The organism is Schaalia odontolytica (genome assembly GCF_002847525.1).
Classification (GTDB): domain Bacteria; phylum Actinomycetota; class Actinomycetes; order Actinomycetales; family Actinomycetaceae; genus Pauljensenia; species Pauljensenia odontolytica_B.
On the sequence record NZ_PKKM01000006.1, the window covers coordinates 1 to 20,855 of the forward strand.

A 20,855-nucleotide genomic window follows, 5' to 3' on the forward strand; every position below is an offset into this window, starting at 1 on the left:
GCCCAGCCTCCATTCCGAACCTGGAAGCTAAGCCCGGCAGCGCCAATGGTACTGCAACCGCCAGGTTGTGGGAGAGTAGGACACCGCCACAACACACCTCAAACCGAAGGGCCTCATCCACACGGATGAGGCCCTTCGCGCATTATCTCCTCACCGGCCGACTTCGTGGTGCGCGCCTGACGCAGCTAATCGTGTCGCAGCGGTGGCGTATCCGTCTGCGTTTTATCTCCGCGTGTGTCCACTAGATGAAAAACCACACGTCACGGACCAACGTCGCCCACATAACGGCGCTACGCGTGCGATGCTATTCCCATGGTCACTTCTCCACATCCGCACGGGCCTCACCATCACGGTCCCAAAGACGAGGTTCTCGCTCAGCGCATGGCGGCGCACGATCGCCTTGCTCATCAGTCCCAGGTTGTTCTCCGACTCGGCCAGATGCTGCTGTCGTTTGGCGCGAGCGCCTATCGCGTCAAGAAGTCAATGGCTGATCTCGCACGCGCCGTCGGCATTTCTGAGCACCGAGCACAGGTCACGTACACGGAGATTATCGCGACCGCGTATGCGAACGGAACTTTCCGCACGGAGCTCGCTGAGCAGCGCCTCATGGGCGTTAACGCTGACAAGATTGACCGTATTAATAACTACGTGGCGTCCCTGCACGGCAAGTCTGTGCGAGTCGAGGATGTGTCGGACGAGCTGGACAAGATCGCGAAGGTTCCCGGCCTCTATGACTGGTTCTCGAACGCGCTTGCCTCAGGCCTCGCCTGTGCGGCGTTTGCATTCCTCAACGGTGGGGGATGGGTCGAGTGCTCTGCTGTCGCTGTCGCGTCTTTCTTCGGACAGGCATTGCGTCGTCAGATGCTGATCCGCCACATGAACCACTTCGGCGTGTGGATGGCGTGCGGTGCCCTTGCAGCGATGATCTACATTTTGCTGGTTGCTCCCGCTCAACAGTTCCTCGGCATCGAGTCCACGCATCAGGCTGGCTTTATTTCCGCGCTGCTCTTCCTGGTCCCCGGTTTCCCGCTGGTGACTGGCCTGATCGATTTGGTGCGACAAGACTTCCAAGGTGGCGTCGGTCGCCTCGTGTACGTGACGATGCTCGTCATGTCAGCGGGCGTGGCTGTCTGGGCGATCTCGGCTGTCTTCGGCTGGTCTGTGACGCCCGAGTACGGTGTATCGCTCGTTCCATGGCTGCACTACCTTCTGCGCTTCCTCGCTAGCTTTGTTGCTGCATACGGGTTTGCGATGCTCTTCAATTCACCGCAACGCGTGTGTGCGACGGCTGCGCTCATCGGTGCCGCTATCAACACCGCTCGTATCGCCCTGCACCTGGAACTCGGCGTTCCTGCCCCGGCTGCCGTCGGCCTCGCCGCGCTCGCAGCTGGCCTTCTCGCCGTCTTCGTGGCCCGCAGGACGCGCTTCTCGCGCGTGACCCTGTCCGTGCCTGCTGTCGTCATCATGATCCCCGGTGTGCCGCTCTATCGTGCTCTGACCTACCTGAACAACCAGCAGATCGACGATGCGCTCGCCGCGCTCTTCACGGTCATGTTCACGATCGTCGCGATCGGCATGGGCCTCGCGCTCTCCCGTATGCTGACGGATAAGAACTGGCTCGTCGAGAAGCAAGAACGAGTCCCGAACCTGTGGGAATACGAGGAGGAGCACGCATGAAATTCGAGATCGAAGCGGGCCTGAAGCCGCCGTCGTTTGAGGTTGAGTACGAGATCGACCGCGACGAGATTCGCGCCGTCGGCCGCAACATCGCAATCGTGTGCGTGGCGGCGGTGACCGCTCGAGTGCTCGTCGCGCTGATTTCGCGCTGACGCTCATTCATTGACGAGGCCGTGGCCGGGAAACCGGTCGCGGCTTCGTTTGTGCGTAGGCCGAGTTGGCAGGTATACAGGGCCACGACAACGTACTGAGCAAGCGTCGCCCTTGTGGAGGGCGCCGCAGGGCCTGTGGGGCCTGGCCGGGCTTCGAGGCGACGCGCCGAGCGCAGCTCGCGGCGCGGGCGACGAGCGGGCGGGCAGGCCATGCGGTGCCCGGAACAAAGGCGACGCCGCGAGGATTGATCAGCTGAGCGCGGCAAGTCAGGCTCTGGTTCCTGGCTACCAGGCCCCGCCACCGCCCACGGGCACTGCAGCCAGGCCTAGCAGGCCACGTGTCGGCTTTTGGTACCCCCGTGACCGCCTGCGTGTAGCGCAGCTCGGCCTTGCAGCTCGTGCGGGCCACGGCCTCCACATGAGCGGCGCGGTGCCCGGTACGGGCTCGGGAGAGGGGATCGAGGCATGCGAATGGGGCCGACCCGAAAGGGCCAGCCCCATTGCGTCGCGGGTTCGAACCCGCGGGAGACGTTGCCGCTACATGCCGCCCAGGACCGTAGCGACGATGATCTTGCCGACCATGGCCACCGGGTAGACCAGCGCGTAACCGAGCGACACGCGAGGATCTGCGTTGGTACGGCCATTCGCGAAAGCGAGGACGGCGGGCTGCGTCTGCGCGCCACCGAGCAGACCGGCAAGCTTCGTGCCGCCCATCTTGAACACCCATCGCATCGTGCAGTAGAGGCCGACCGCCATAATCGATGTCATGACGACACCGAGAGCAAAGATGCGGATCCAGGCGCCCGATTCGAAGGCCTCGAGGATCTGGCCGCCTGCCTTGGCACCCGCCTGCGCGAGGAAGATAAGCAGGCCGAGCTCAGCCATGACCTGGCAGGTCGTGAAGGGCAGAGCCGTCGCAATGGGGCCGATGCGGCCGACGCGGCCGAAGATAAGGCCCACGATGAGCGTGCCAGCGGCGGAACCGATCGAGAAGTACTCGCCGGAGGGGGTCAGGATCGGCAGCTCGCCGATTGCGATGCCCAGCGCCATGCCGATGCCCAGGGCGATCGGGTTGAGGTCCGTGAGGCCTCGGGACGAGTCGCCGAAGAACTTCGTAATCTCAGCCATCTTGGACGTGGGGGCGACGACGCGCACACGGTCCCCCTCCTGGAGGACGAGGCCCGGCTCGGCGACCATGTCGACGTCGCCGCGGCGCACGCGCGAGATAGTCGCGGAGAACTCCTTGGCAAGACCGAGCGAGGCGACCGTGCGTCCGGCGACCTTCGGGTTGGAGATCGTCACACGACGGAAGTCCAGGTAGGAGCGATCCTGCATGAGGGAGTGAGAGGACGCGTGGCCGAGCTCCGTTGCCGCACGTGCGACGAGCTCGCGGGGGCCGACGACCGTCACGAGGTCACCAGGATCCAGGGTGTCGGACATCTGGGGACGGGTGATCGGGCCGGTCTCGCCGCGGCGCAGACGGGAGAAGGAGACCTTCTCACCGAGCTTCTCGTAGATGTCGCCAACGAAGGGGTGGTCGTCGCGCTCGACGCGGATCGTGCGGTTCGACAGGGGAGAGGGGGCATCCTTATCGTTGCGGCCGTAGTGCAGTGCAGCCATCGAAGCTGCCAGCATGCCGATGACGCCGAAGAGGTAGGCGATCGAGTAGCCGACCGTCGCACGTGCTGGATCGCCGGAGGCCTCGCCGGCAGCGGCCAGAGCGGGCGTGTTCGTCACCGAACCCGCGAAGGTACCGGCGATGAGCGGAACGTCCATACCCATGGCCTTACCGAGGTAGAGGCCGACGGTGGCGGTGATGCCGTAGAGGGCAACCATCGACAGAATCGGGCCGACGGCGGTCTTCAAGTTGTGGAAGAACGACGCACCCGAGTTGATGCCGATCGCGAACGTGAAGAGCGTCAGGCCGAGAGTGCCCAGCTGGGGGGTGACCCGCAGCTCGATGTCGTAGGACTGCGCCCACGCAGCCAACGCGATGGCAAAGAACAGAACGGCGGCGGCGCCGAGGCTAATGCCCCTGATTTTCACATGGCCGAACGCCATGCCTATACCGATGAGAAGGAAGAGGAACAGAACTGGCTGTTCGCTCAGAATCTCGAACACCTGGTGCACGATGAAATCTCCGTGTTGTGGATTGTGATATGAGGTATGAGTCAATTAAACCAGTAATACGTGCTGTGCATCTCAGTCCATCGTCCTAGATGGCGATCAGAACCCAAAGGTCCGCACAATGAGATGACGCGGAGCGTAGAGCTCAGGCAAGATACGGTAAATACATGCTCGACGTTCGCGGAATTGGAATCCTCGCCCTGGTCATCGTACCCGGGCGTGCGATGCCTGCCGTGTAACGTGAGGATGGATCGCACGCCGAAATCCCCGCATCCGCGCATCTGCCGGACCTGACGGGGTTTTTTCTTTGAGACGGTCCCAACGATTGAGAGGACGAATGGTGAGCGACACCGCCAACACCACCCGCATGACCGGAGCCGAGGCTATCGTGGCCAGCCTCGAGGCCCTGGGCGTTACCGACGTGTTCGGTATGCCCGGCGGCGCAATTCTGCCGACCTACGACCCGCTGCTGGCGTCGACGTCCATCCGCCACATTCTTGTCCGTCACGAGCAGGGCGCGGGCCACGCCGCCGAAGGCTACGCCCTGGCCACCGGTAAGGTTGGCTGCGCGATCGTGACATCCGGCCCCGGCGCCACCAACGTACTGACGGCCCTGGGCGACGCCTGCATGGACTCGGTCCCGATCGTCGTGATCTCCGGCCAGGTCGGCGCATCCCTGATCGGAACCGACGCCTTCCAGGAAGCCGACGTCGTCGGCGCCTCGATGCCCATCACCAAGCACTCCTTCCTCGTCACGGATCCCGCGGAGATCCCCGCGCGCCTGGCCGAGGCCTTCCACCTCGCGGGCACCGGTCGCCCCGGCCCGGTCCTCGTGGATATCACCAAGTCCGCGCAGGTCGCCGAGATGGACTTCTCCTGGCCTCCCGCCCTCGACCTGCCCGGCTACCGCGTCGCGGACAAGCCGAACATGAAGCAGGTGCGCGCGGCTGCCCGTGCGATCGCCGATGCTCAGGCTCCCGTGCTCTACGTGGGTGGCGGCATCGTGCGTTCGGGCTCCACCGACGCTCTCGCCGACCTCGTCGAGGTCACGAATGCCCCCGTTGTCACCACGCTGACCGCCCGCGGCGCGTTCCCTGACTCCGATCGCCACAACCTCGGCATGCCCGGCATGCACGGCACCGTGGCCGCTGTCGGCGCCCTCCAGCGCGCCGACCTGATCGTGGCGCTCGGCGCCCGCTTCGACGACCGCGTGACGGGCCGCCTCGACTCCTTCGCGCCCCGCGCCACCGTCGTGCACATCGACATTGACGCCGCGGAGATCTCGAAGAACCGCCACGCCGACATCCCGATCGTCGCAGACCTGGCGACCGCCCTGCCGATCCTCACCGAGGAAATCGCCCAGGCCTCGTCGGACAACAAGGCGGACATCTCCGGATGGTGGCGCTACCTCGACCGACTGCGTACCAAGTATCCGATCGGATGGGCTGAGCCCGAAGACGGCATGACGGCGCCCCAGGAGGTCCTCAAGAAGCTCTCCGACAAGGTTGGCCCCGAGGCGATCTACGTGACGGGCGTGGGCCAGCACCAGATGTGGGCCGCGCAGTTCATCACGCTGGACAACCCGCGCAGCTTCATCTCCTCCTCCGGCTCCGGCACCATGGGCTACTGCATCCCCGCAGCCATGGGCGCCCAGGTCGCGGCCCCCGACAAGGTCGTGTGGGCGATCGACGGTGACGGTTCCTTCCAGATGACCAACCAGGAACTGGCCACCTGCACGATCAACAACATCCCGATCAAGGTTGCCCTCATCAACAACTCGGTGCTGGGCATGGTCCGCCAGTGGCAGTCCCTGTTCTTCGGCAAGCGCTACTCGAACACGACGCTCAACCCCGTCGAGGGCGAGCAGATCCCCAACTTCGAGATGCTCGCGCAGGCCTACGGCATGGCCGCGCGCACCGTTCGCTCCATCGACGAGGTCGACGAGGCCATCGAATGGGCCATGTCGATCAACGATCGCCCCGTTCTCATTGACTTCCGCGTTTCCAAGGACTCGATGGTCTGGCCGATGGTCGCCGCGGGCGTGTCCAACGATGAGATTCGTTACGCCAAGGGCATGGCGCCCGACTGGGAGGTGGAAGACTGATGACGAATCGTCACACTCTGGCCGTGTTGGTCGAAAACAAGCCCGGCGTGCTCACTCGCGTCGCCGCGCTTTTCGCCCGCCGCGCCTTTAATATCAAGTCGCTGACCGTGGGAGAGACCGAACACCCGGAGATCTCCCGCATGACCATCATCGTGGACGCAGACTCCGCGCCCATCGAGCAGGTGGTCAAGCAGCTCAACAAGCTCATCAACGTCCTCAAGGTTGTCGAGCTTGAACCCGAAGACTCCGTCGAACGGCGTCTGCTCATGATGAAGGTCCAGGCTGACGAGACCCGTCGTACCTCGGTCCTGCAGATCGTGGACCTGTTCCGCGCACACGTCGTCGACGTGCAACCCGAGTCGGTCGTCATCGAATCGATCGGCTCCCTATCCAAGCTGGAGGCGCTGCTGCGGGCCCTGGAGCCCTACGGCGTCACCGAACTCGTCCAGTCGGGCGCCGTGGCTATCGGCCGCGGGTCGCGCTCGATCACGGATCAACTGAAGGAGAAATGAAAATGGCAGAAATCATCTACGACGACGGCGCAGACCTGTCGCTGATCCAGTCCAAGAAGGTTGCCATCATTGGTTACGGTTCGCAGGGTCACGCGCACGCGCTGAACCTGAAGGATTCCGGAGTTGACGTGGTCGTCGGCCTGCGCCCCGGTTCCTCCTCCTGGGCCAAGGCTGAGGCCGCCGGCCTTCAGGTCAAGGACGTGGCCGAGGCCGTCGCCGAGGGCGACGTCGTCTCGCTGCTGCTGCCCGACCAGGTCCAGCGCTACGTGTACGCCGAGCAGGTTGCCCCCAACCTGAAGGAAGGTGCCGCCCTTCTCTTCGCGCATGGCTTCAACATCCGTTACGGCTACATCGAGGTCCCCGAGGGCCACGACGTCGTCATGGTCGCCCCCAAGGGCCCCGGCCACAAGGTCCGCGAGACCTACACCCAGGGCAAGGGCACCCCGGACGTCGTCGCCGTTGAGGTGGACGCCTCCGGCCAGGCTTGGGACCTCGTCCTGTCCTACGCGAAGGCCATCGGCGGCACCCGCGCCGGCGTCATCAAGACGACCTTCACCGAAGAGACCGAGACCGACCTGTTCGGCGAGCAGGCTGTCCTGTGTGGCGGCGTCTCCCACCTGATCCAGGCCGGCTTCGAGACCCTGGTCGAGGCTGGCTACCAGCCCGAGATCGCCTACTTCGAGGTCTGCCACGAGATGAAGCTGATCGTCGACCTCATCAACGAGGGCGGCATCACCAAGCAGCGTTGGTCCTGCTCTGACACCGCTGAGTATGGCGACTACGTCTCCGGCCCGCGCGTCATTGGCGAGTCCTCCAAGGAGGCCATGAAGGCTGTTCTGGCCGACATTCAGGACGGCACCTTCGCCCGCAAGTTCATCGCCGATCAGGATAACGGCGCCCTCGAGTTCAAGGCGCTGCGCGCCGAGGAAGAGGCCCACCCGATCGAGAAGACCGGCCAGAAGCTGCGCAAGGCCTTCGGCTGGACCGACTCCGACGAGGACTACACCGAGGGCAGCGCCGCGCGCTGATCTCGCTCTCCGTTTCGGATAGCGTCACGCCCCGGCCTCGTTCCCAATGTGGGACGAGGTCGGGGCTCTTTTGTGCTCACAGGCGCGGTTACGTTTGGCAGGGTTTCCGCGGGGTCAGTTCGCCGGTGCCTCGTCCGCGCCGTTTACCCAGGGAAGGGGAGCGGGGGAGAGGGCGTCTGCGTTGGAGACGGTGGAGATCGGCGCAACGATCACGAGGGAGGCGACGGCGGCTGACGCGACGCGTGTCAGAGTTCGACGGGAGGGGCGCACGCTCATTCCTTACTACGAAAGACTGATTGACAGAACTAGTTTACAGGTAAGTGATTGCTGGGCAACTAGTTATGGTCTGTTCCACTGCTTGATGTTGGTCAGTCTGTCCAGGTGAGGTGTGTTGATTGTTGGGTTGGTTTGTTTGACGGGGGAGGGGTTGGTGTTGTTGTGCGGTGCGGGGTGAGGGTTCTGAGCATCTTGGACTGTTGTGGGGTGGGAGTCTGACGGTCATGCATGAATCTTGATAGTTCTAAGGTAATTGTCCTAGACGTTGATAAAATTGTCTGTCCTATAACTGGTTAGCGAGCATCTAAATTTGTATGATGAATCTCGTGGATAGTGAGTCATGACTCACTGACCGCTGATTGACAACCCATATCGGAAGGACCAATGATGACCCTCCGCCACTACGGGCGCGCCCTCGCGGCTGCCTCGGGAGCCGTGCTGCTGTGCGCGACTCTCTCGGTTCCCGCGCTCGCGACCCCGACCAGTGACACCGGTGCAGCTGCTCCGGTGACGGCCTCGGCAACCGACGAAGGTTCGGCCCCCATCACCGTCACCGTCACGCGCACCGACTCCCACGGAGACAAGGTGTACGAAGGTGACCTGATCACCATCACCGTCACCTACACCAACAACACCGACAGCGCGCTCACCGTCTTCCCGGTGGACTCGAACCTGTCCGGCGTCCTCACCACCGGCGCTCCGAACTGCCGCTGGCACAACCTCGCCGCGCACACCACCAAGCAGTGCACGACCGCCACGCACACCGTGACCGCCGACGACGTTGCGGCCGGCACCTTCACCCCGATGACCACGTGGGCGGCCACCCGTGACCGTAACGGCACCGACGTCATCGCCGGTGGCATTACCGCCAACGCCGACCCGGTGACCGTCGCCCAGGGCGAGCGTCCCCCGGCCCCGGATCCGCTGGAAACCCCGCATGACTACGCGATTGGTGACAAGGTTCGCCTCGCGTCCCCCGGCCTCGCAGGATTTAGCTGCCACCGCATCCCCGCTCTGACCACCGCCAACAATGGCTGGATCATCGCCTCGTGGGACGGTCGCCCCAACACTTGTCAGGATGCGCCCCAGGCCAACTCCATCGTCTACCGCATCTCCAAGGACGGCGGTAAGTCTTGGACCCCCATCAAGGCCGCCCTCGCCGGAACCCCCGGTGCGGAGAAGATCGGCTACTCCGACCCCTCCTTCGTCGTGGACCGCACCACCGGAACGATCTTCCTGTTCTCGGTCAAGTCCTACGACGCCGGCCTCTTCCAGTCCCAGCTGGGCACCGATCCCGCGGCCCGTAACATCCTGCACGCCCACGTCGTCGAGTCCCACGACAACGGCGAAACCTGGGTGAACCCGCGCACCATCACCGACCAGGTGACCGCCGGATACGAAGGACAGTGGTTCACCCGCTTCGCCTCCTCCGGTGAAGGCATCCAGCTGCGCTACGGCGCCCACGCCGGCCGCCTCATCCAGCAGTACGCCGTTGCCAACTCCGGAACGACCTCGCTCATGGCCGTCTCCGTCTACTCCGACGACCACGGCGTGACCTGGAAGCCCGGCGCACCGACCGAGGGCAGTGCCGACGAAAACAAGGTCGTCGAGCTCTCCGACGGTCGCCTGCTCCTCAACTCGCGCACGCAGGGCACCGCCGGTCAGCGCCTCGAAGCAATCTCCTACGATGGCGGGCAGACCTGGGGTCCCTTCCGCCACAACTGGGACCTGACGGACCCGCGTAACAACGCCTCCATCGTGCGCGCCTACCCGGATGCCCCCGAGGGCTCCGCCCGCGCTCGCGTCCTGCTCTTCTCGAACGCCGACTCCTCCAGCGCCCGCGCCAACGGCACCATCCGCGTGTCCTACGACGACGGTTTCACCTGGAACGACGGCAAGGTCTTCGAGAGCGGCGAGATGGCCTACTCGACGCTGCACCCCCTCGGTGACGGCACCTGGGGCCTGCTGTATGAGTCCGGCGGCTACAAGAACATCGAGTTCATGCGCGTGGACGCTGCCTACCTTGGCTTGACCGATCCCGGCGAGGAGCCCGCTCCCGAGCCGCAGCCCACCCCGGATCCGACTCCGGAACCCCAGCCCACCCCGGATCCGACTCCGGAACCGCAGCCCACCCCCGAGCCCGCCCCCGCGGTGACCCCCGCGCACTGGGTGAACACCGGCTCGGGCTGGAAGTGGCAGCTGGAGGACTCCAGCTATGCGATGAACCAGACGATCACCATCGGCGATGCCACCTACCGCTTCGACGCGGACGGCATGATGGTTACCGGATGGGATAACCAGGGCGGCACGTGGAGCTACTACAACGGCTTCGGTGCCCGCGTGAGCGGATGGCTCAAGGACGCCGGTAGCTGGTACTACCTGGATCCCGCGACCGGCGCCATGGCCACCGGTTGGGCCCAGGTCGACGGCACCTGGTACTTCTTCAATGCCTCCGGTGCGATGCGCACCGGCTGGCAGCACGCCGGCAGCTGGTACTACCTGGCCCCCTCGGGCGCCATGCTCACCGGCTGGCAGCACATCGGTTCCACCTGGTACTACTTCGCCGGTGATGGCCACATGGTCACCGGATGGCAGACCATCGACGGTCGCTGGTACTACTTCGCATCCTCGGGTGCGTGGATCTGATCTGACCTGATGTCTCGGCCGGGGCCGGGGGAGCGTGAGTGCCCTCCCGGCCCCGGCCTCGTCTATGGGGGACGTCACGGCCCAAAGAGACCACGGGTTGGAACCACCCGGACGCGCGGGGGAGACGCGGGGGAAGATGGAGACATGACACTGAACATCGCAGTAATCCCCGGTGACGGCATCGGTAAGGAAATCGTCCCCGAAGGCCTCAAGGTCCTGGACCGCGTCCTGGCGGACAAGGGCATCGACTACTCCACCACCCACTTCAACCTGGGTGCCGAGCGCTGGCACGCGACAGGCGACACCCTCACCGATGAGGACCTCGAGGCCATCAAGCACCACGACGTCATCCTGCTTGGTGCGGTCGGTGACCCCTCCGTGCCCTCCGGCGTCCTCGAGCGCGGTCTGCTCCTCAAGTTGCGTTTCGCCCTCGACCACTACGTGAACCTGCGCCCCTCGAAGTACTACGAGGGCGTGCCCAGCCCCCTGGCCAACCCCGGCGACATTGACTTCGTCGTCGTGCGCGAAGGCACCGAGGGCCTCTACTGCGGCAACGGCGGGGCCGTGCGCGTGGGCACCCCCCACGAAATCGCGACTGAGGTCAGCGTCAACACTGCCTACGGCGTCGAGCGCGTCGTGCGCTACGCCTTCGAGGCCGCCGCCTCGCGCAAGAAGCACCTCACGCTCGTCCACAAGCACAACGTCCTGGTCAACGCCGGACACATGTGGCGCCGCATCGTCGACGAGGTGGGGGAGGAATACCCCGACGTGAGCGTCGACTACTGCCACATCGACGCCGCCACCATCTACATGGTCACAGACCCGGGCCGCTTCGACGTCATCGTCACCGACAACCTCTTCGGCGACATCCTCACTGACGAGGCCGGGGCCGTCACCGGTGGCATTGGCCTGAGCGCGTCCGGCAACCTCAACCCCGCGCGTGAGTTCCCCTCCATGTTCGAGCCCGTGCACGGCTCCGCCCCCGACATCGCGGGGCAGGGCAAGGCGGACCCGACTGCGACCATTTCCTCGGTCGCGCTCATGCTCGACTTCATGGGATTCGCCGAGGAAGCCGAGCGTGTGCGCGCGGCGATCGACGCCGACATGGCAGCGCGTGCCGAGGCCGCGGCGGCCGGAACGCCGCTCGTGCGCTCCACCTCCCAGATCGGTGACGACATCGCAGCCAGGGTCTGAGCCCAGGCAATGACACAGGGCCGCCCCCGGATGGGGAGCGGCCCTGTTGCGTGTATGACGGAGCGCCTACTCGGCGCTGGTGGCGATTCTCAGCGCGTGCCGATCAGGGCAGGCAGCGTCGTGCGAGGCGCCCACTGTTCAATGTCTGCCATCGCCGCACTGGCCCCCGCTGCGCGCACATCAGCGGAGTCGCTGGTCAACATCGCGGCGTCTGCTGCCAGCAAGTTCACGGCCAGGGACGGGGCATCGAGGAAACCAAGGTCGCAGCGAGGCGTACGCATATCCGCCGCACCGGCGCGCAGGGCGACGTCTGCGCGCACCAAAAGCTCGCCCGACACGGCGTAGGCGTCGGTCAGGGTACCCGCGCTCACCTGGGCCTTCGGCAGAGTTGACGCCGTGCAGTCCCAGGTCGCGACCGCAGCCGACAGCTCCTGCGAGGCAGCCAGGTTCTTGCCGGAGGGTGCGAACGACGAGGTTAGCGCCGGTGCATCAAAGAGATCAATAGACCAGGTCTGGACACCCTGGCGCGAGGCTGCGTTCACACGGTCATTGACAAGAAGGGCCTGGTCCAGGCCAGCATCCAGCTCAATGCCGTACGCCTGGGCGAGCGTCACGGCGCTCGCGTAGCGTCCGAGCGCCGAGGCGCCGAGCGTGCGTGCCTCTTCTGCGGAGGTCTTGTCCGGGTTGGCGGCGATCTCAAGGTCGCGCGTGGCCGTGCGTGCCAGCCACGACACGTACGCCGAGACGTCGGTAGGTGCCTCGGATACTGCTGCCGGAGCGGACTGGCCCTCGGGCGTTGCCCCGCCCCACGGATCCCACAGTCCGCCGAGCGCCTCGAGTCGCTCGCCCGATGCCGACGCGACGGCGCGCAGAGCCGCCGAGCAGGACGCACAGTCCGTCGCGACCTCGGCGAGCTGGGTCGCCCGATCGGATGCCGCAGACTCCGTGCGCGCGGCCTGGTCACGCACCGCGTCAAAACCGGACAGAGTCGGCAAAGACGAGGACGAGCACGCGGACAGCGCAACGAGCGCCGCTCCGGTCGCGATGAGGCTGGGGAGACGATGTGTGGTCAAAGTCAGTTTTGCGAAACGCACACCCGCATCATCCCACACCCCCGGGTAGGATAGGGAACTGACCCGCGTACGCGAGAGAAAGATAGGCGCATATGGCATCGTCCACGTCAGAGGGACCGCTCGAGGAGTTGCTGGCTCCCGTGGTCGCACAGTCGGGACTGGAACTGGACTCAGTGACCCGCTCACGCTCCGATGCGATGCCGCTCCTGCGGGTCATCGTCGAAGCGCCCATTGGCGCCGACGGAATCGACTCCGACACGCTCGCGGACGTGTCCCGCGCCGTGTCGAAAGCCCTGGATGCAGCGGATCCGATCGACGGTGAATACCTGCTGGAAGTGTCGACTCCCGGGGCCGAACGTGAGCTGACGAAGGTCGGACACTGGATGCGACAGATCGGACGTCTCGTGCGCATCAAGCTGCGCGCCGGTGGCTACGTCTCCGGACGTGTCGTTGCCGCAGACGAGACCAGCGCAACGATCGATGTTGACGGTGAAACGACTACCATTGACTATCAGGACATGAGGAAGGCGCGCTCCCGCGTCGACTTTGGAACGGGGAAGTAGGAGACCATGGAAATCGATATGACCGCTCTGCGGATGGTGGAAAACGAAAAGGGTGTCAGCCTCGAGACCCTCGTCGATGCCATCGAAGAGGCGCTGCTCAAGGCGTACCACAACCTGCCCGGTGCCATCTCCCAGGCCCGCATCGAAATCGACAAGAAGACCGGCCGCGTCACCGTCATGGCCATGGACGAGGACGAAGACGGCAACCCCATCGGCGAATTCGACGATACCCCGAAGAACTTCGGTCGCATCGCACAGTCGACCGCGCGCTCCGTCATCATGCAGCGCCTGCGTGACGCCGATGACCAGCGCGTGTTCGGCGACTTTGCCGGACGCGAAGGCCAGGTCATCACGGGCACCGTCCAGGCTCCGCGTCCCGGACGTCCCACGATGGTCCAGGTCTCCGACGACTTTGAAGCCGTCCTGCCCGACGGTGAGAAGGTTCCCGGTGAGACCTACCGCCACGGTGACCGCATCCGCGCCTACGTCGTGGGCGTCGAGCGCACCGAGCGCGGCCCGCGCATCACCCTGTCGCGCACCCACCCCAACCTCGTCGCCGGCCTCTTCCAGCGTGAGGTTCCCGAGATTCAGCAGGGCCTCGTCAAGATCAAGGCCATCGCCCGCGAAGCCGGACATCGCACGAAGATCGCCGTCGCCGCCACCCGCGAGGGCATCAACGCCAAGGGGGCATGCATTGGCCCGATGGGTGCGCGCGTGCGCTCCGTCATGGCTGAACTGGGCGGGGAGAAGATCGACATCGTCGACTACTCCGACGATCCGGCGCGCTTCGTCGCCAACTCGCTGTCTCCGGCCCGCGTCACCCGCGTCGTCGTCCACTCCGTGGACAACCGCACTGCGACGGCCATCGTTCCGGACTTCCAGCTCTCCCTCGCGATCGGCAAGGAAGGCCAGAATGCTCGCCTCGCCGCGCGCCTGACGAACTACCACATCGACATCCACGCCGACACGGAAACCGGCGATGACGCGATCGCCTCGCGCGTCTCGACCCCCGACGACGTGACAAGTCGCTCATAGAATCTGAGACGAGCAATCCCCTAGCTGGACTAAGCTAGGGGATTGTGTCGTATTCTGTGCCGCCAGTGCCCACCCCTGGGCCCCAGCGCACTTGCATTGGATGCGGCACGCACGCGAACCGAGCCGCCCTCGTGCGGATCGTTCGCTCGCCGGACGGATCGATTCACCTTGATCGAACGGCGACTCTTCCAGGCCGAGGAGCCTGGATCCACCCCGACGCGGGGTGTGTCCAGAAAGCCCGAGCCAGACGCGGCCTCGCGCGCTCGTTCCGAACGGGAAACGTTCCGGATGGCGTGTGGGACGACGTGGAGGAGTTGATCAACCACCAGTGATGGCCACGGGCCATCAACGCCGAGAAAATGGAAGCGGGTTGGAAGCTGATGGGCACCCGATGAGTACCCAGCGATGAGCTGCCAGCAATATCAGTAAGGCGTCTCCGGACCGGAGACGCTTCCGGAATGGAGAAATGTGGCAAAGTTGCGTGTCCACGAGCTCGCCAAAGAGCTCGGAATCACCAGCAAAGAACTGATGGGTCACCTGAAGGAAGCAGGTGAATTCGTCAAGTCGTCGTCGTCCTCGCTCGAACCGCCCGTTGTGCGGCAGATGCGCGAGAAGTTCGCGGCGGCCCCCAAGACCAAGAAGGCGGACGCAAAGCCCGCCGCTAAGGCCCCCAAGCCCAGTGCGGCCAAGCCCGCCGCAAAGAAGGCTGCGGCTCCCGCAGAAGCGACCGCTGACGCGGCCCCCAAGGCCGCTCCCAAGGCGGACGCTCCCAAGCCCGGCGCGCCTAAGCCCGCCGCGGCCGCGAAGAGCGCGCCCAAGCCTCGTGCCAAGAAGCCCGAAGGTGCCCCCAAGCCCGCTGGCCGTAAGCCCGCAGAGGCTGGCGCCCCCAAGCCCGCGCCGCGTCGCACCGACGCTCCGCGCCCGGCTCGCCCCGGCGGCCCCCGTCCCGGTGGACCGCGCCCGGGCAACAACCCCTACGCATCCTCGCAGGGCATGCCCCGTCCGGGTGGCTCAGGTGGCCCGCGTCCCGGCACCCCGCGTCCGGGTGGCTCCGGTAACGGTGGCCCGCGTCCCGGCGCTACGCGTCAGGGTGCTTCCGGTAACGGTGGCCCGCGTTCCGGCGCTACGCGTCAGGGTGCTTCCGGTAACGGTGGCCCGCGTCCCGGCGGCAACCGCCCCAACCCGGGTATGATGCCCGGCCAGGCGAACTTCGCTCGTAACGCCGCCTCCGGTAACGGTGGCGCAGAGCGCGGCGGTCGCGGCGGTGGCCGCGGTCGCGGCGGCGCGCGTCCCGGCGCCGGTGCAGGCGGCGGCGCACCCCAGAACAACGGCGGCGGCTTCGGCGGTCCCCGCGGCGGTGGCCGCGGCGGTCGCGGCTCCACGCCGGGCGCATTCGGTCGCGGAGGCGGCCGTTCGCAGCGCGGACGCAAGTCGAAGCGCGCGAAGCGCCAAGAGTACGAGCAGCAGAACGCACCCGTCATCGGCGGCGTGTCGATCCCGCGCGGTAACGGCGCGCAGATCCGCATCCGCCAGGGCGCATCGCTGGCTGACCTCGCCGAGAAGATCGACGTCAATCCCGCGGCACTCGTGACGGTCCTCTTCGCCCTGGGCGAGATGGCAACCGCCACGCAGTCCCTCGACCAGGACACCTTCGAGGCCCTGGGCGCGGAGCTCGGCTACGACGTCAAGGTCGTCTCCCCCGAGGACGAGGACCGCGAGCTGCTCGAGTCCTTCGACATCGACCTCGAGGCCGAAGAACTCGACGACGCCGAGAACATGGTGCCCCGTCCGCCGGTCGTCACCGTCATGGGTCACGTCGACCACGGTAAGACGAAGCTGCTCGACGCGATCCGTCACACGGACGTTGTCGACACCGAGCACGGCGGCATCACCCAGCACATCGGCGCCTACCAGGTCACAGTCAAGGCTGAGGACGGCACCGCCCGCCCGATCACCTTCATCGATACCCCCGGTCACGAGGCCTTCACGGCCATGCGTGCCCGCGGTGCCCAGGTCACCGACATCGCGATCCTCGTGGTCGCAGCCGATGACGGCGTCATGCCCCAGACGGTTGAGGCCATCAACCACGCGCAGGCCGCCGGCGTTCCGATCGTCGTCGCGGTGAACAAGGTCGATAAGGACACGGCGAACCCGGAGAAGATCCGCTCCCAGCTCACCGAGTACGGCCTGGTCGCGGAAGAGTACGGCGGCGACGTCATGTTCGTGAACATCTCCGCCAAGCAGCGCCAGGGCATCCGCGAGCTGCTCGAGGCCGTCCTGCTGACTGCCGACGCGGCGCTGACCCTCGAGGCCAACCCGAACACCGATGCGCGCGGCGTCGCCATCGAAGCGAACCTGGACAAGGGCCGCGGCGCAGTCGCGACCATGCTCGTCCAGCGCGGCACGCTCCACGTGGGCGACTCCCTCGTGGTCGGCTCGTCCTACGGTCGCGTGCGTGCGATGTTCGACGACGCCGGTAACGACGTCTCCGAGGCTGGTCCGTCGATGCCCGTCGCGGTCCTCGGTCTCACGTCCGTCCCGCGCGCCGGCGACTCGTTCCTGGTCGCGTCGGATGACCGCACGGCCCGCCAGATCGCCGACAAGCGTGAGGCTGCTGAGCGTCAGGCCCTGCTGGCCAAGCGTCGCAAGCGCGTCTCCCTGGAGGACTTCGACAAGGTCCTGGCCGAGGGCGAGGTCGACACCCTCAACCTGGTCATCAAGGGCGACGTGTCCGGTGCCGTCGAGGCCCTGGAAGACTCGCTCCTGCGCATCGACGTGGGCGACGAGGTCGCGCTGCGTATCATCCACCGCGGCGTTGGTGCGATCACGCAGAACGACGTCAACCTGGCGACCGTCGACAACGCGGTCATCATCGGCTTCAACGTCCGTCCCGCCGAGCGCGTGGCCGAGATGGCGGATGCCGAGGGCGTCGAGATCAAGTACTACAACGTCATCTACTCTGCGATCGACGACATTGAGGCTGCTCTCAAGGGCATGCTCAAGCCGATCTACGAGGAGGTCCAGCTGGGTACCGCGGAGATCCGTCAGGTCTTCCGCTCCGGCAAGTTCGGCAACATCGCCGGTTCGATCGTCCGCTCCGGCACGATCAAGCGCGGCACCAAGGCTCGCCTGGTGCGCGACGGTGTGGTTGTCGCCGAGAACCTCGAGATCGCGTCCCTGCGTCGCGAGAAGGACGACGTCACCGAGGTCCGCGAGGGCTACGAGTGCGGTATCACGCTGGGTCACAAGGACATCGCCGAAGGCGACATCATTGAGACCTGGGAGATGCGCGAGAAGGCTCGTGACTGATCGCATGGCTTGAAGTATCGGGGTCCGGGCACGCTCGGACCCCGATCTTCTCCCACCCAAGTGTTTTGACCAGGGCATACCGCCCGGAAGGAGGGCGCGATGGCTGACGAAGCTCGCGTTCGAAAGGTGCAGGAGCGAATCCTGCAGACCGTTGCGTCGATGATCGGACGCCAGGTGAAGGATCCTCGCCTGGAGCTCGTGACCATCACGGACGTGCGCGTGACGGGCGACCTGCAGCACGCATCCATCTTCTACACGGTGCTCGGTGACGACGAGCAGCGCGAGAAGGCAGCGCGCGCGTTCGCGTCCGCGCAGGGTCTTTTCCGCTCCCGCGTGGGCAAGGCGCTAGGTCTGCGCCTGACCCCGACCCTGGAGTTCATCCCCGATGCCCTGCCCGAGAGCGCCGCCGCGCTCGAGGACGCCCTGGCAAAGGCTAAGGCGAAGGACGAGGCCATCGCTGCCGCGTCCGCGGGTGCGACCTACGCCGGCGACGCCGACCCCTACCGTCACGACGACGAAGAGGACGAGGCCGACGCGAAGGATTGGGCCTGACCCTCATGGCTCGTCGCCCCGATAATCCTCGTCCCGGCCTGCTTGTCATCGACAAGCCGCAGGGGCTCACCAGCCACGACGTGGTCTCGCGCGTGCGACGCCTGGCCCACACCCGCAAGGTGGGGCACGGCGGCACCCTGGACCCGATGGCCACGGGAGTCCTCGTCATCGGCATTGGCAAGGCGACGAAGCTGCTCACCTGGGTGAGCGGTCATTCGAAGGAATATCGGGCGACGATCCGCTTCGGCGTCGCCACCAACACGGACGACGCTGAGGGCGTCGCGACCGAGGCCGTTGGCTGCGCCTCGCTGAGTGAGGAGCAGCTCGAGGCTGCGCTCGCGCCGCTGCGCGGGGACATTATGCAGGTGCCCTCGACCGTCTCGGCGATCAAGGTGAACGGCAAGCGCGCTTACGCGCTTGCCCGCGCCGGTGAAGACGTCGAGCTGGCGGCGCGTCCGGTGCGCATTTCGCGCCTGGAGGTCCTTTCGCCCCCGCGCCCCGTCGAGTGCGTGCTGGAGGAATCCGACGCGGACAATGCGCCCGACGAACAGGTTCCCTCCGGCCCCGTTCGCGTGGTCGATGTTGATGTCGTCGTCGAGTGCTCCTCGGGCACCTATGTGCGCGCCCTCGCGCGCGACGCCGGCGAGGCGCTCGGTGTGGGTGCCCACCTGACCGCGCTGTGCCGCACGCGCGTGGGCGACGTGCCCCTGGAGACGGCGATGACGCTCGAGGAACTGAGCGCCGCCGTCGGGGCAGCCACCCCGGAAGGGGAGGTGGACGCAGAACCGGTCCTGCCCCTCGTCCCCCTGGGCGAGGCTGCACGCACGATGTTCCCCTCGCTCCTCCTGTCCGACGCCGAGGCTGGGGCGTTCGCGCACGGCCAGGCCCCGAGGCGCTCGCGTGACGAGCTGGCACAGTGGGCGGTCGAGGCTGGCTACTGCCCGCAGAGCACCCCTGAGGAGGAGGCCGCGCCGATCGCCGCCGTCGCGCCCGACGGCACTGTTCTCGGCCTGCTCCGCATTGACGGGACTCGCCTGCGTACCGTCCTGGTTTTCTAGAAAGAGACTCATGAACGTTTGGTATTCCCTCACTGACATCCCCGGCAACGAAGCCAGTGTCGTGACCATCGGCAACTTCGACGGCATGCACAACGGACACAAGAAGGTCATCTCCACCTGCATCGAGCGCGCCCATAAGCTCGGCGTCGAAGCCGTGGCCATCACGTTCGACCCGCACCCGATCCAGGTCCACAAGCCCGAGGTGGGCCTCCAGCTGATCTCCCCGCTGCGCGACCGCCTCGACGCGATGGCCGCCGCAGGACTGGACGCCACGCTCGTCGCCCACTACGACGCAAGCGTCTACAGCCTCGAAGCCGACGAGTTCGTCTACGAGTACCTGGTGGAGCGCTGCGGTGCGCGCGAGGTCGTCGTCGGAGAAGACTTCCGTTTCGGACGCGGCAACGCGGGCACCATCGACACGCTGCGCGAGCTCGGGCGCCGCTACGGCTTCAACGTCATTACGGTCACCGACATCGAGGCCCCCGAGGGGCGCCGCTGGTCCTCCTCGTGGGTGCGCGAGCTCCTCGCCGCCGGCGACGTGTCCGGTGCCGCCCGCGTCCTCGGCCATCTTCACCGCATCCGCGGCACCGTGTGCCACGGCTTCAAGCGCGGCCGCACCCTCGGCTTCCCGACCGCAAACCTGTCCGAGGACGTCGAAGGCGTCATCCCCGCCGACGGCGTCTACGCCGGGTGGGTCGTGCGCGCCGTGCCCGGCACCCAATCCGCCGAGTTCCTCCCCGCCGCCATTTCCGTGGGCACCAACCCCCAGTTCAACGGCGTCGAACGCACCGTCGAAGCTCACGTCCTGGGCCGCTCCGACCTCAACCTGTACGGCGAACGTATCGCGGTGACCTTCGTATCGCGCATCCGCCCCATGCTCTCCTTCGACTCCCTCGACGAACTGCTCACCCAGATGGACGATGACCTGCGCCAGACGGCCTCCGTCCTCGGCATCGGCGTCGCCGGGCGCGTCGATCCCGACTCCGTCACCGCGCGATAGGGCGCCCTCCGCTTCGCCTGGTCTCGCTCCCAAGGGGGCGCACGCACCCAGCCCGAGGCCGGGGGAGCGCAGAGCGGGGAGGGGAGAAGGCCTCGTGAGAAGGCAGAATCGTTAGGTTGGTCGCTCATTGTGGGGATAATGCCGGTGGCGTGCTACTGTAGAAAGGCCGTACACCGGCCGCGGACTGTCAGCACCCGGGAAAAGCCCGGATGCCCCGCGCAACGAACACAAAGGAGAAGCCTGTGCCGCTGAGCAAGGACGTCAAGGACCAGATCATCGCCGAGTACGCGACCCATGAGGGCGACACCGGTTCCCCCGAGGTGCAGATCGCGCTGCTGACCCGCCGCATCAAGGATCTGACCGAGCACTTCAAGACCCACACGCACGACCACCACTCCCGTCGTGGCCTGCTGCTGCTGGTCGGCCGTCGTCGCCGCCTGCTGGGTTACCTGGCTGACATCGACATCGAGCGTTATCGCTCGCTCATCGAGCGTCTCGGCCTGCGCCGCTGATTTTGGGTCGGCCCGCCTCCCGTAGCGGAGACGGGCC

At 66.1% G+C, this 20,855-nt stretch carries 18 protein-coding genes and 1 rRNA gene; 16 read left to right on the forward strand and 3 right to left on the reverse strand.

Going from position 1 to position 20,855, the window contains the following annotated elements:
• The 3 genes from rrf to CYJ22_RS10165 form a co-directional block, all read left to right on the forward strand.
• A 5S ribosomal RNA gene (gene rrf / locus CYJ22_RS10440) occupies positions 1-92 on the forward strand; the annotation flags it as partial.
• A 289-nt stretch (positions 93-381) separates the two neighbouring features.
• A complete protein-coding gene (locus CYJ22_RS05015; protein WP_101601572.1) occupies positions 382-1,677 on the forward strand; it encodes a threonine/serine ThrE exporter family protein in 1,296 nt (431 codons plus the stop codon).
• Positions 1,674-1,829: a hypothetical protein gene (locus CYJ22_RS10165; RefSeq protein ID WP_007590318.1), complete on the forward strand. Its 156-nt coding sequence runs from the start codon at positions 1,674-1,676 to the stop codon at positions 1,827-1,829. Before CYJ22_RS05015 ends, CYJ22_RS10165 begins: the two co-directional genes overlap by 4 nt.
• 537 nt (positions 1,830-2,366) lie before the next feature.
• On the opposite strand, the gene CYJ22_RS05020 is transcribed toward CYJ22_RS10165, so the two are convergent.
• Positions 2,367-3,890, reverse strand: coding sequence for an aspartate:alanine exchanger family transporter (locus tag CYJ22_RS05020; RefSeq protein ID WP_243390463.1), 1,524 nt, complete (start codon positions 3,888-3,890; stop codon positions 2,367-2,369).
• A gap of 403 nt (positions 3,891-4,293) precedes the next feature.
• Here CYJ22_RS05020 and CYJ22_RS05025 point away from each other — a divergent pair, with 403 nt between their 5' ends.
• From CYJ22_RS05025 to ilvC, 3 genes are read left to right on the forward strand one after another with little or no spacing between them, the layout of a single operon-like run.
• The gene (locus tag CYJ22_RS05025) at positions 4,294-6,060 is read left to right on the forward strand and encodes an acetolactate synthase large subunit (protein WP_101601575.1); all 1,767 of its coding nucleotides are present in this window, start codon (positions 4,294-4,296) and stop codon (positions 6,058-6,060) included.
• Positions 6,060-6,572, forward strand: coding sequence for an acetolactate synthase small subunit (gene ilvN, locus CYJ22_RS05030; protein WP_003792759.1), 513 nt, complete (start codon positions 6,060-6,062; stop codon positions 6,570-6,572). Before CYJ22_RS05025 ends, ilvN begins: the two co-directional genes overlap by 1 nt.
• Positions 6,573-6,574: 2 nt before the next feature.
• Positions 6,575-7,600, forward strand: a complete 1,026-nt coding sequence (gene ilvC / locus CYJ22_RS05035) for a ketol-acid reductoisomerase (protein WP_101601578.1) — start codon at positions 6,575-6,577, stop codon at positions 7,598-7,600.
• A 114-nt stretch (positions 7,601-7,714) separates the two neighbouring features.
• Here the strand turns inward: ilvC and CYJ22_RS10170 are convergent, their stop codons facing one another.
• Positions 7,715-7,870, reverse strand: coding sequence for a hypothetical protein (locus tag CYJ22_RS10170; RefSeq protein ID WP_165782127.1), 156 nt, complete (start codon positions 7,868-7,870; stop codon positions 7,715-7,717).
• A gap of 393 nt (positions 7,871-8,263) precedes the next feature.
• Between CYJ22_RS10170 and CYJ22_RS05040 the strand changes: the two genes are divergently transcribed.
• A complete protein-coding gene (locus tag CYJ22_RS05040) occupies positions 8,264-10,522 on the forward strand; it encodes an exo-alpha-sialidase (protein ID WP_101601744.1) in 2,259 nt (752 codons plus the stop codon).
• A gap of 144 nt (positions 10,523-10,666) precedes the next feature.
• Positions 10,667-11,716, forward strand: coding sequence for a 3-isopropylmalate dehydrogenase (locus tag CYJ22_RS05045; protein WP_007590338.1), 1,050 nt, complete (start codon positions 10,667-10,669; stop codon positions 11,714-11,716).
• A gap of 89 nt (positions 11,717-11,805) precedes the next feature.
• Here CYJ22_RS05045 and CYJ22_RS05050 read toward each other — a convergent pair whose 3' ends face one another.
• Positions 11,806-12,810 carry a hypothetical protein gene (locus CYJ22_RS05050; RefSeq protein ID WP_101601580.1) on the reverse strand — a complete coding sequence of 335 codons (1,005 nt, stop codon included), beginning with the start codon at positions 12,808-12,810 and terminating at the stop codon, positions 11,806-11,808.
• Positions 12,811-12,881: 71 nt separating this feature from the next.
• Here CYJ22_RS05050 and rimP point away from each other — a divergent pair, with 71 nt between their 5' ends.
• The 8 genes from rimP (at position 12,882) to rpsO (ending at position 20,818) form a co-directional block, all read left to right on the forward strand.
• A complete protein-coding gene (rimP, locus tag CYJ22_RS05055; RefSeq protein WP_034497234.1) occupies positions 12,882-13,352 on the forward strand; it encodes a ribosome maturation factor RimP in 471 nt (156 codons plus the stop codon).
• Positions 13,353-13,358: 6 nt separating this feature from the next.
• Positions 13,359-14,387, forward strand: a complete 1,029-nt coding sequence (nusA, locus tag CYJ22_RS05060) for a transcription termination factor NusA (RefSeq protein WP_007590322.1) — start codon at positions 13,359-13,361, stop codon at positions 14,385-14,387.
• A 65-nt stretch (positions 14,388-14,452) separates the two neighbouring features.
• The gene (locus CYJ22_RS05065; RefSeq protein ID WP_279354644.1) at positions 14,453-14,719 is read left to right on the forward strand and encodes a YlxR family protein; all 267 of its coding nucleotides are present in this window, start codon (positions 14,453-14,455) and stop codon (positions 14,717-14,719) included.
• Positions 14,720-14,855: 136 nt separating this feature from the next.
• Positions 14,856-17,696, forward strand: coding sequence for a translation initiation factor IF-2 (infB, locus tag CYJ22_RS05075; RefSeq protein WP_101601582.1), 2,841 nt, complete (start codon positions 14,856-14,858; stop codon positions 17,694-17,696).
• Between the two features lie 99 nt (positions 17,697-17,795).
• Entirely contained in the window at positions 17,796-18,248 is a 453-nt protein-coding gene (gene rbfA / locus CYJ22_RS05080; RefSeq protein ID WP_007587739.1) for a 30S ribosome-binding factor RbfA, read from the forward strand.
• 5 nt (positions 18,249-18,253) lie between these two features.
• On the forward strand, positions 18,254-19,306 hold the full coding sequence (truB, locus tag CYJ22_RS05085) for a tRNA pseudouridine(55) synthase TruB (RefSeq protein WP_034496145.1): 1,053 nt from the start codon (positions 18,254-18,256) through the stop codon (positions 19,304-19,306).
• A 10-nt stretch (positions 19,307-19,316) separates the two neighbouring features.
• Complete coding sequence (locus CYJ22_RS05090) at positions 19,317-20,306, forward strand: bifunctional riboflavin kinase/FAD synthetase (protein ID WP_007587817.1); 990 nt, start codon at positions 19,317-19,319, stop codon at positions 20,304-20,306.
• A gap of 242 nt (positions 20,307-20,548) precedes the next feature.
• The gene (gene rpsO / locus CYJ22_RS05095) at positions 20,549-20,818 is read left to right on the forward strand and encodes a 30S ribosomal protein S15 (RefSeq protein ID WP_007587851.1); all 270 of its coding nucleotides are present in this window, start codon (positions 20,549-20,551) and stop codon (positions 20,816-20,818) included.
• Positions 20,819-20,855 lie beyond the last annotated feature (37 nt).

Excerpts from the sequence above, each read along its gene's own strand:
- ilvC (WP_101601578.1), top strand. The coding sequence starts at position 6,575 with ATGGCAGAAATCATCTACGACGACGGCGCAGACCTGTCGCTGATCCAG.
- CYJ22_RS10165 (WP_007590318.1), top strand. The coding sequence starts at position 1,674 with ATGAAATTCGAGATCGAAGCGGGCCTGAAGCCGCCGTCGTTTGAGGTT.
- ilvN (WP_003792759.1), top strand. The coding sequence starts at position 6,060 with ATGACGAATCGTCACACTCTGGCCGTGTTGGTCGAAAACAAGCCCGGC.
- rimP (WP_034497234.1), top strand. The coding sequence starts at position 12,882 with ATGGCATCGTCCACGTCAGAGGGACCGCTCGAGGAGTTGCTGGCTCCC.
- CYJ22_RS05015 (WP_101601572.1), top strand. The coding sequence starts at position 382 with ATGGCGGCGCACGATCGCCTTGCTCATCAGTCCCAGGTTGTTCTCCGA.
- nusA (WP_007590322.1), top strand. The coding sequence starts at position 13,359 with ATGGAAATCGATATGACCGCTCTGCGGATGGTGGAAAACGAAAAGGGT.
- truB (WP_034496145.1), top strand. The coding sequence starts at position 18,254 with ATGGCTCGTCGCCCCGATAATCCTCGTCCCGGCCTGCTTGTCATCGAC.
- CYJ22_RS05045 (WP_007590338.1), top strand. The coding sequence starts at position 10,667 with ATGACACTGAACATCGCAGTAATCCCCGGTGACGGCATCGGTAAGGAA.
- CYJ22_RS05025 (WP_101601575.1), top strand. The coding sequence starts at position 4,294 with ATGGTGAGCGACACCGCCAACACCACCCGCATGACCGGAGCCGAGGCT.
- CYJ22_RS05040 (WP_101601744.1), top strand. The coding sequence starts at position 8,264 with ATGACCCTCCGCCACTACGGGCGCGCCCTCGCGGCTGCCTCGGGAGCC.
- CYJ22_RS05020 (WP_243390463.1), bottom strand. The coding sequence starts at position 3,890 with ATGGCGTTCGGCCATGTGAAAATCAGGGGCATTAGCCTCGGCGCCGCC.
- rbfA (WP_007587739.1), top strand. The coding sequence starts at position 17,796 with ATGGCTGACGAAGCTCGCGTTCGAAAGGTGCAGGAGCGAATCCTGCAG.
- CYJ22_RS05090 (WP_007587817.1), top strand. The coding sequence starts at position 19,317 with ATGAACGTTTGGTATTCCCTCACTGACATCCCCGGCAACGAAGCCAGT.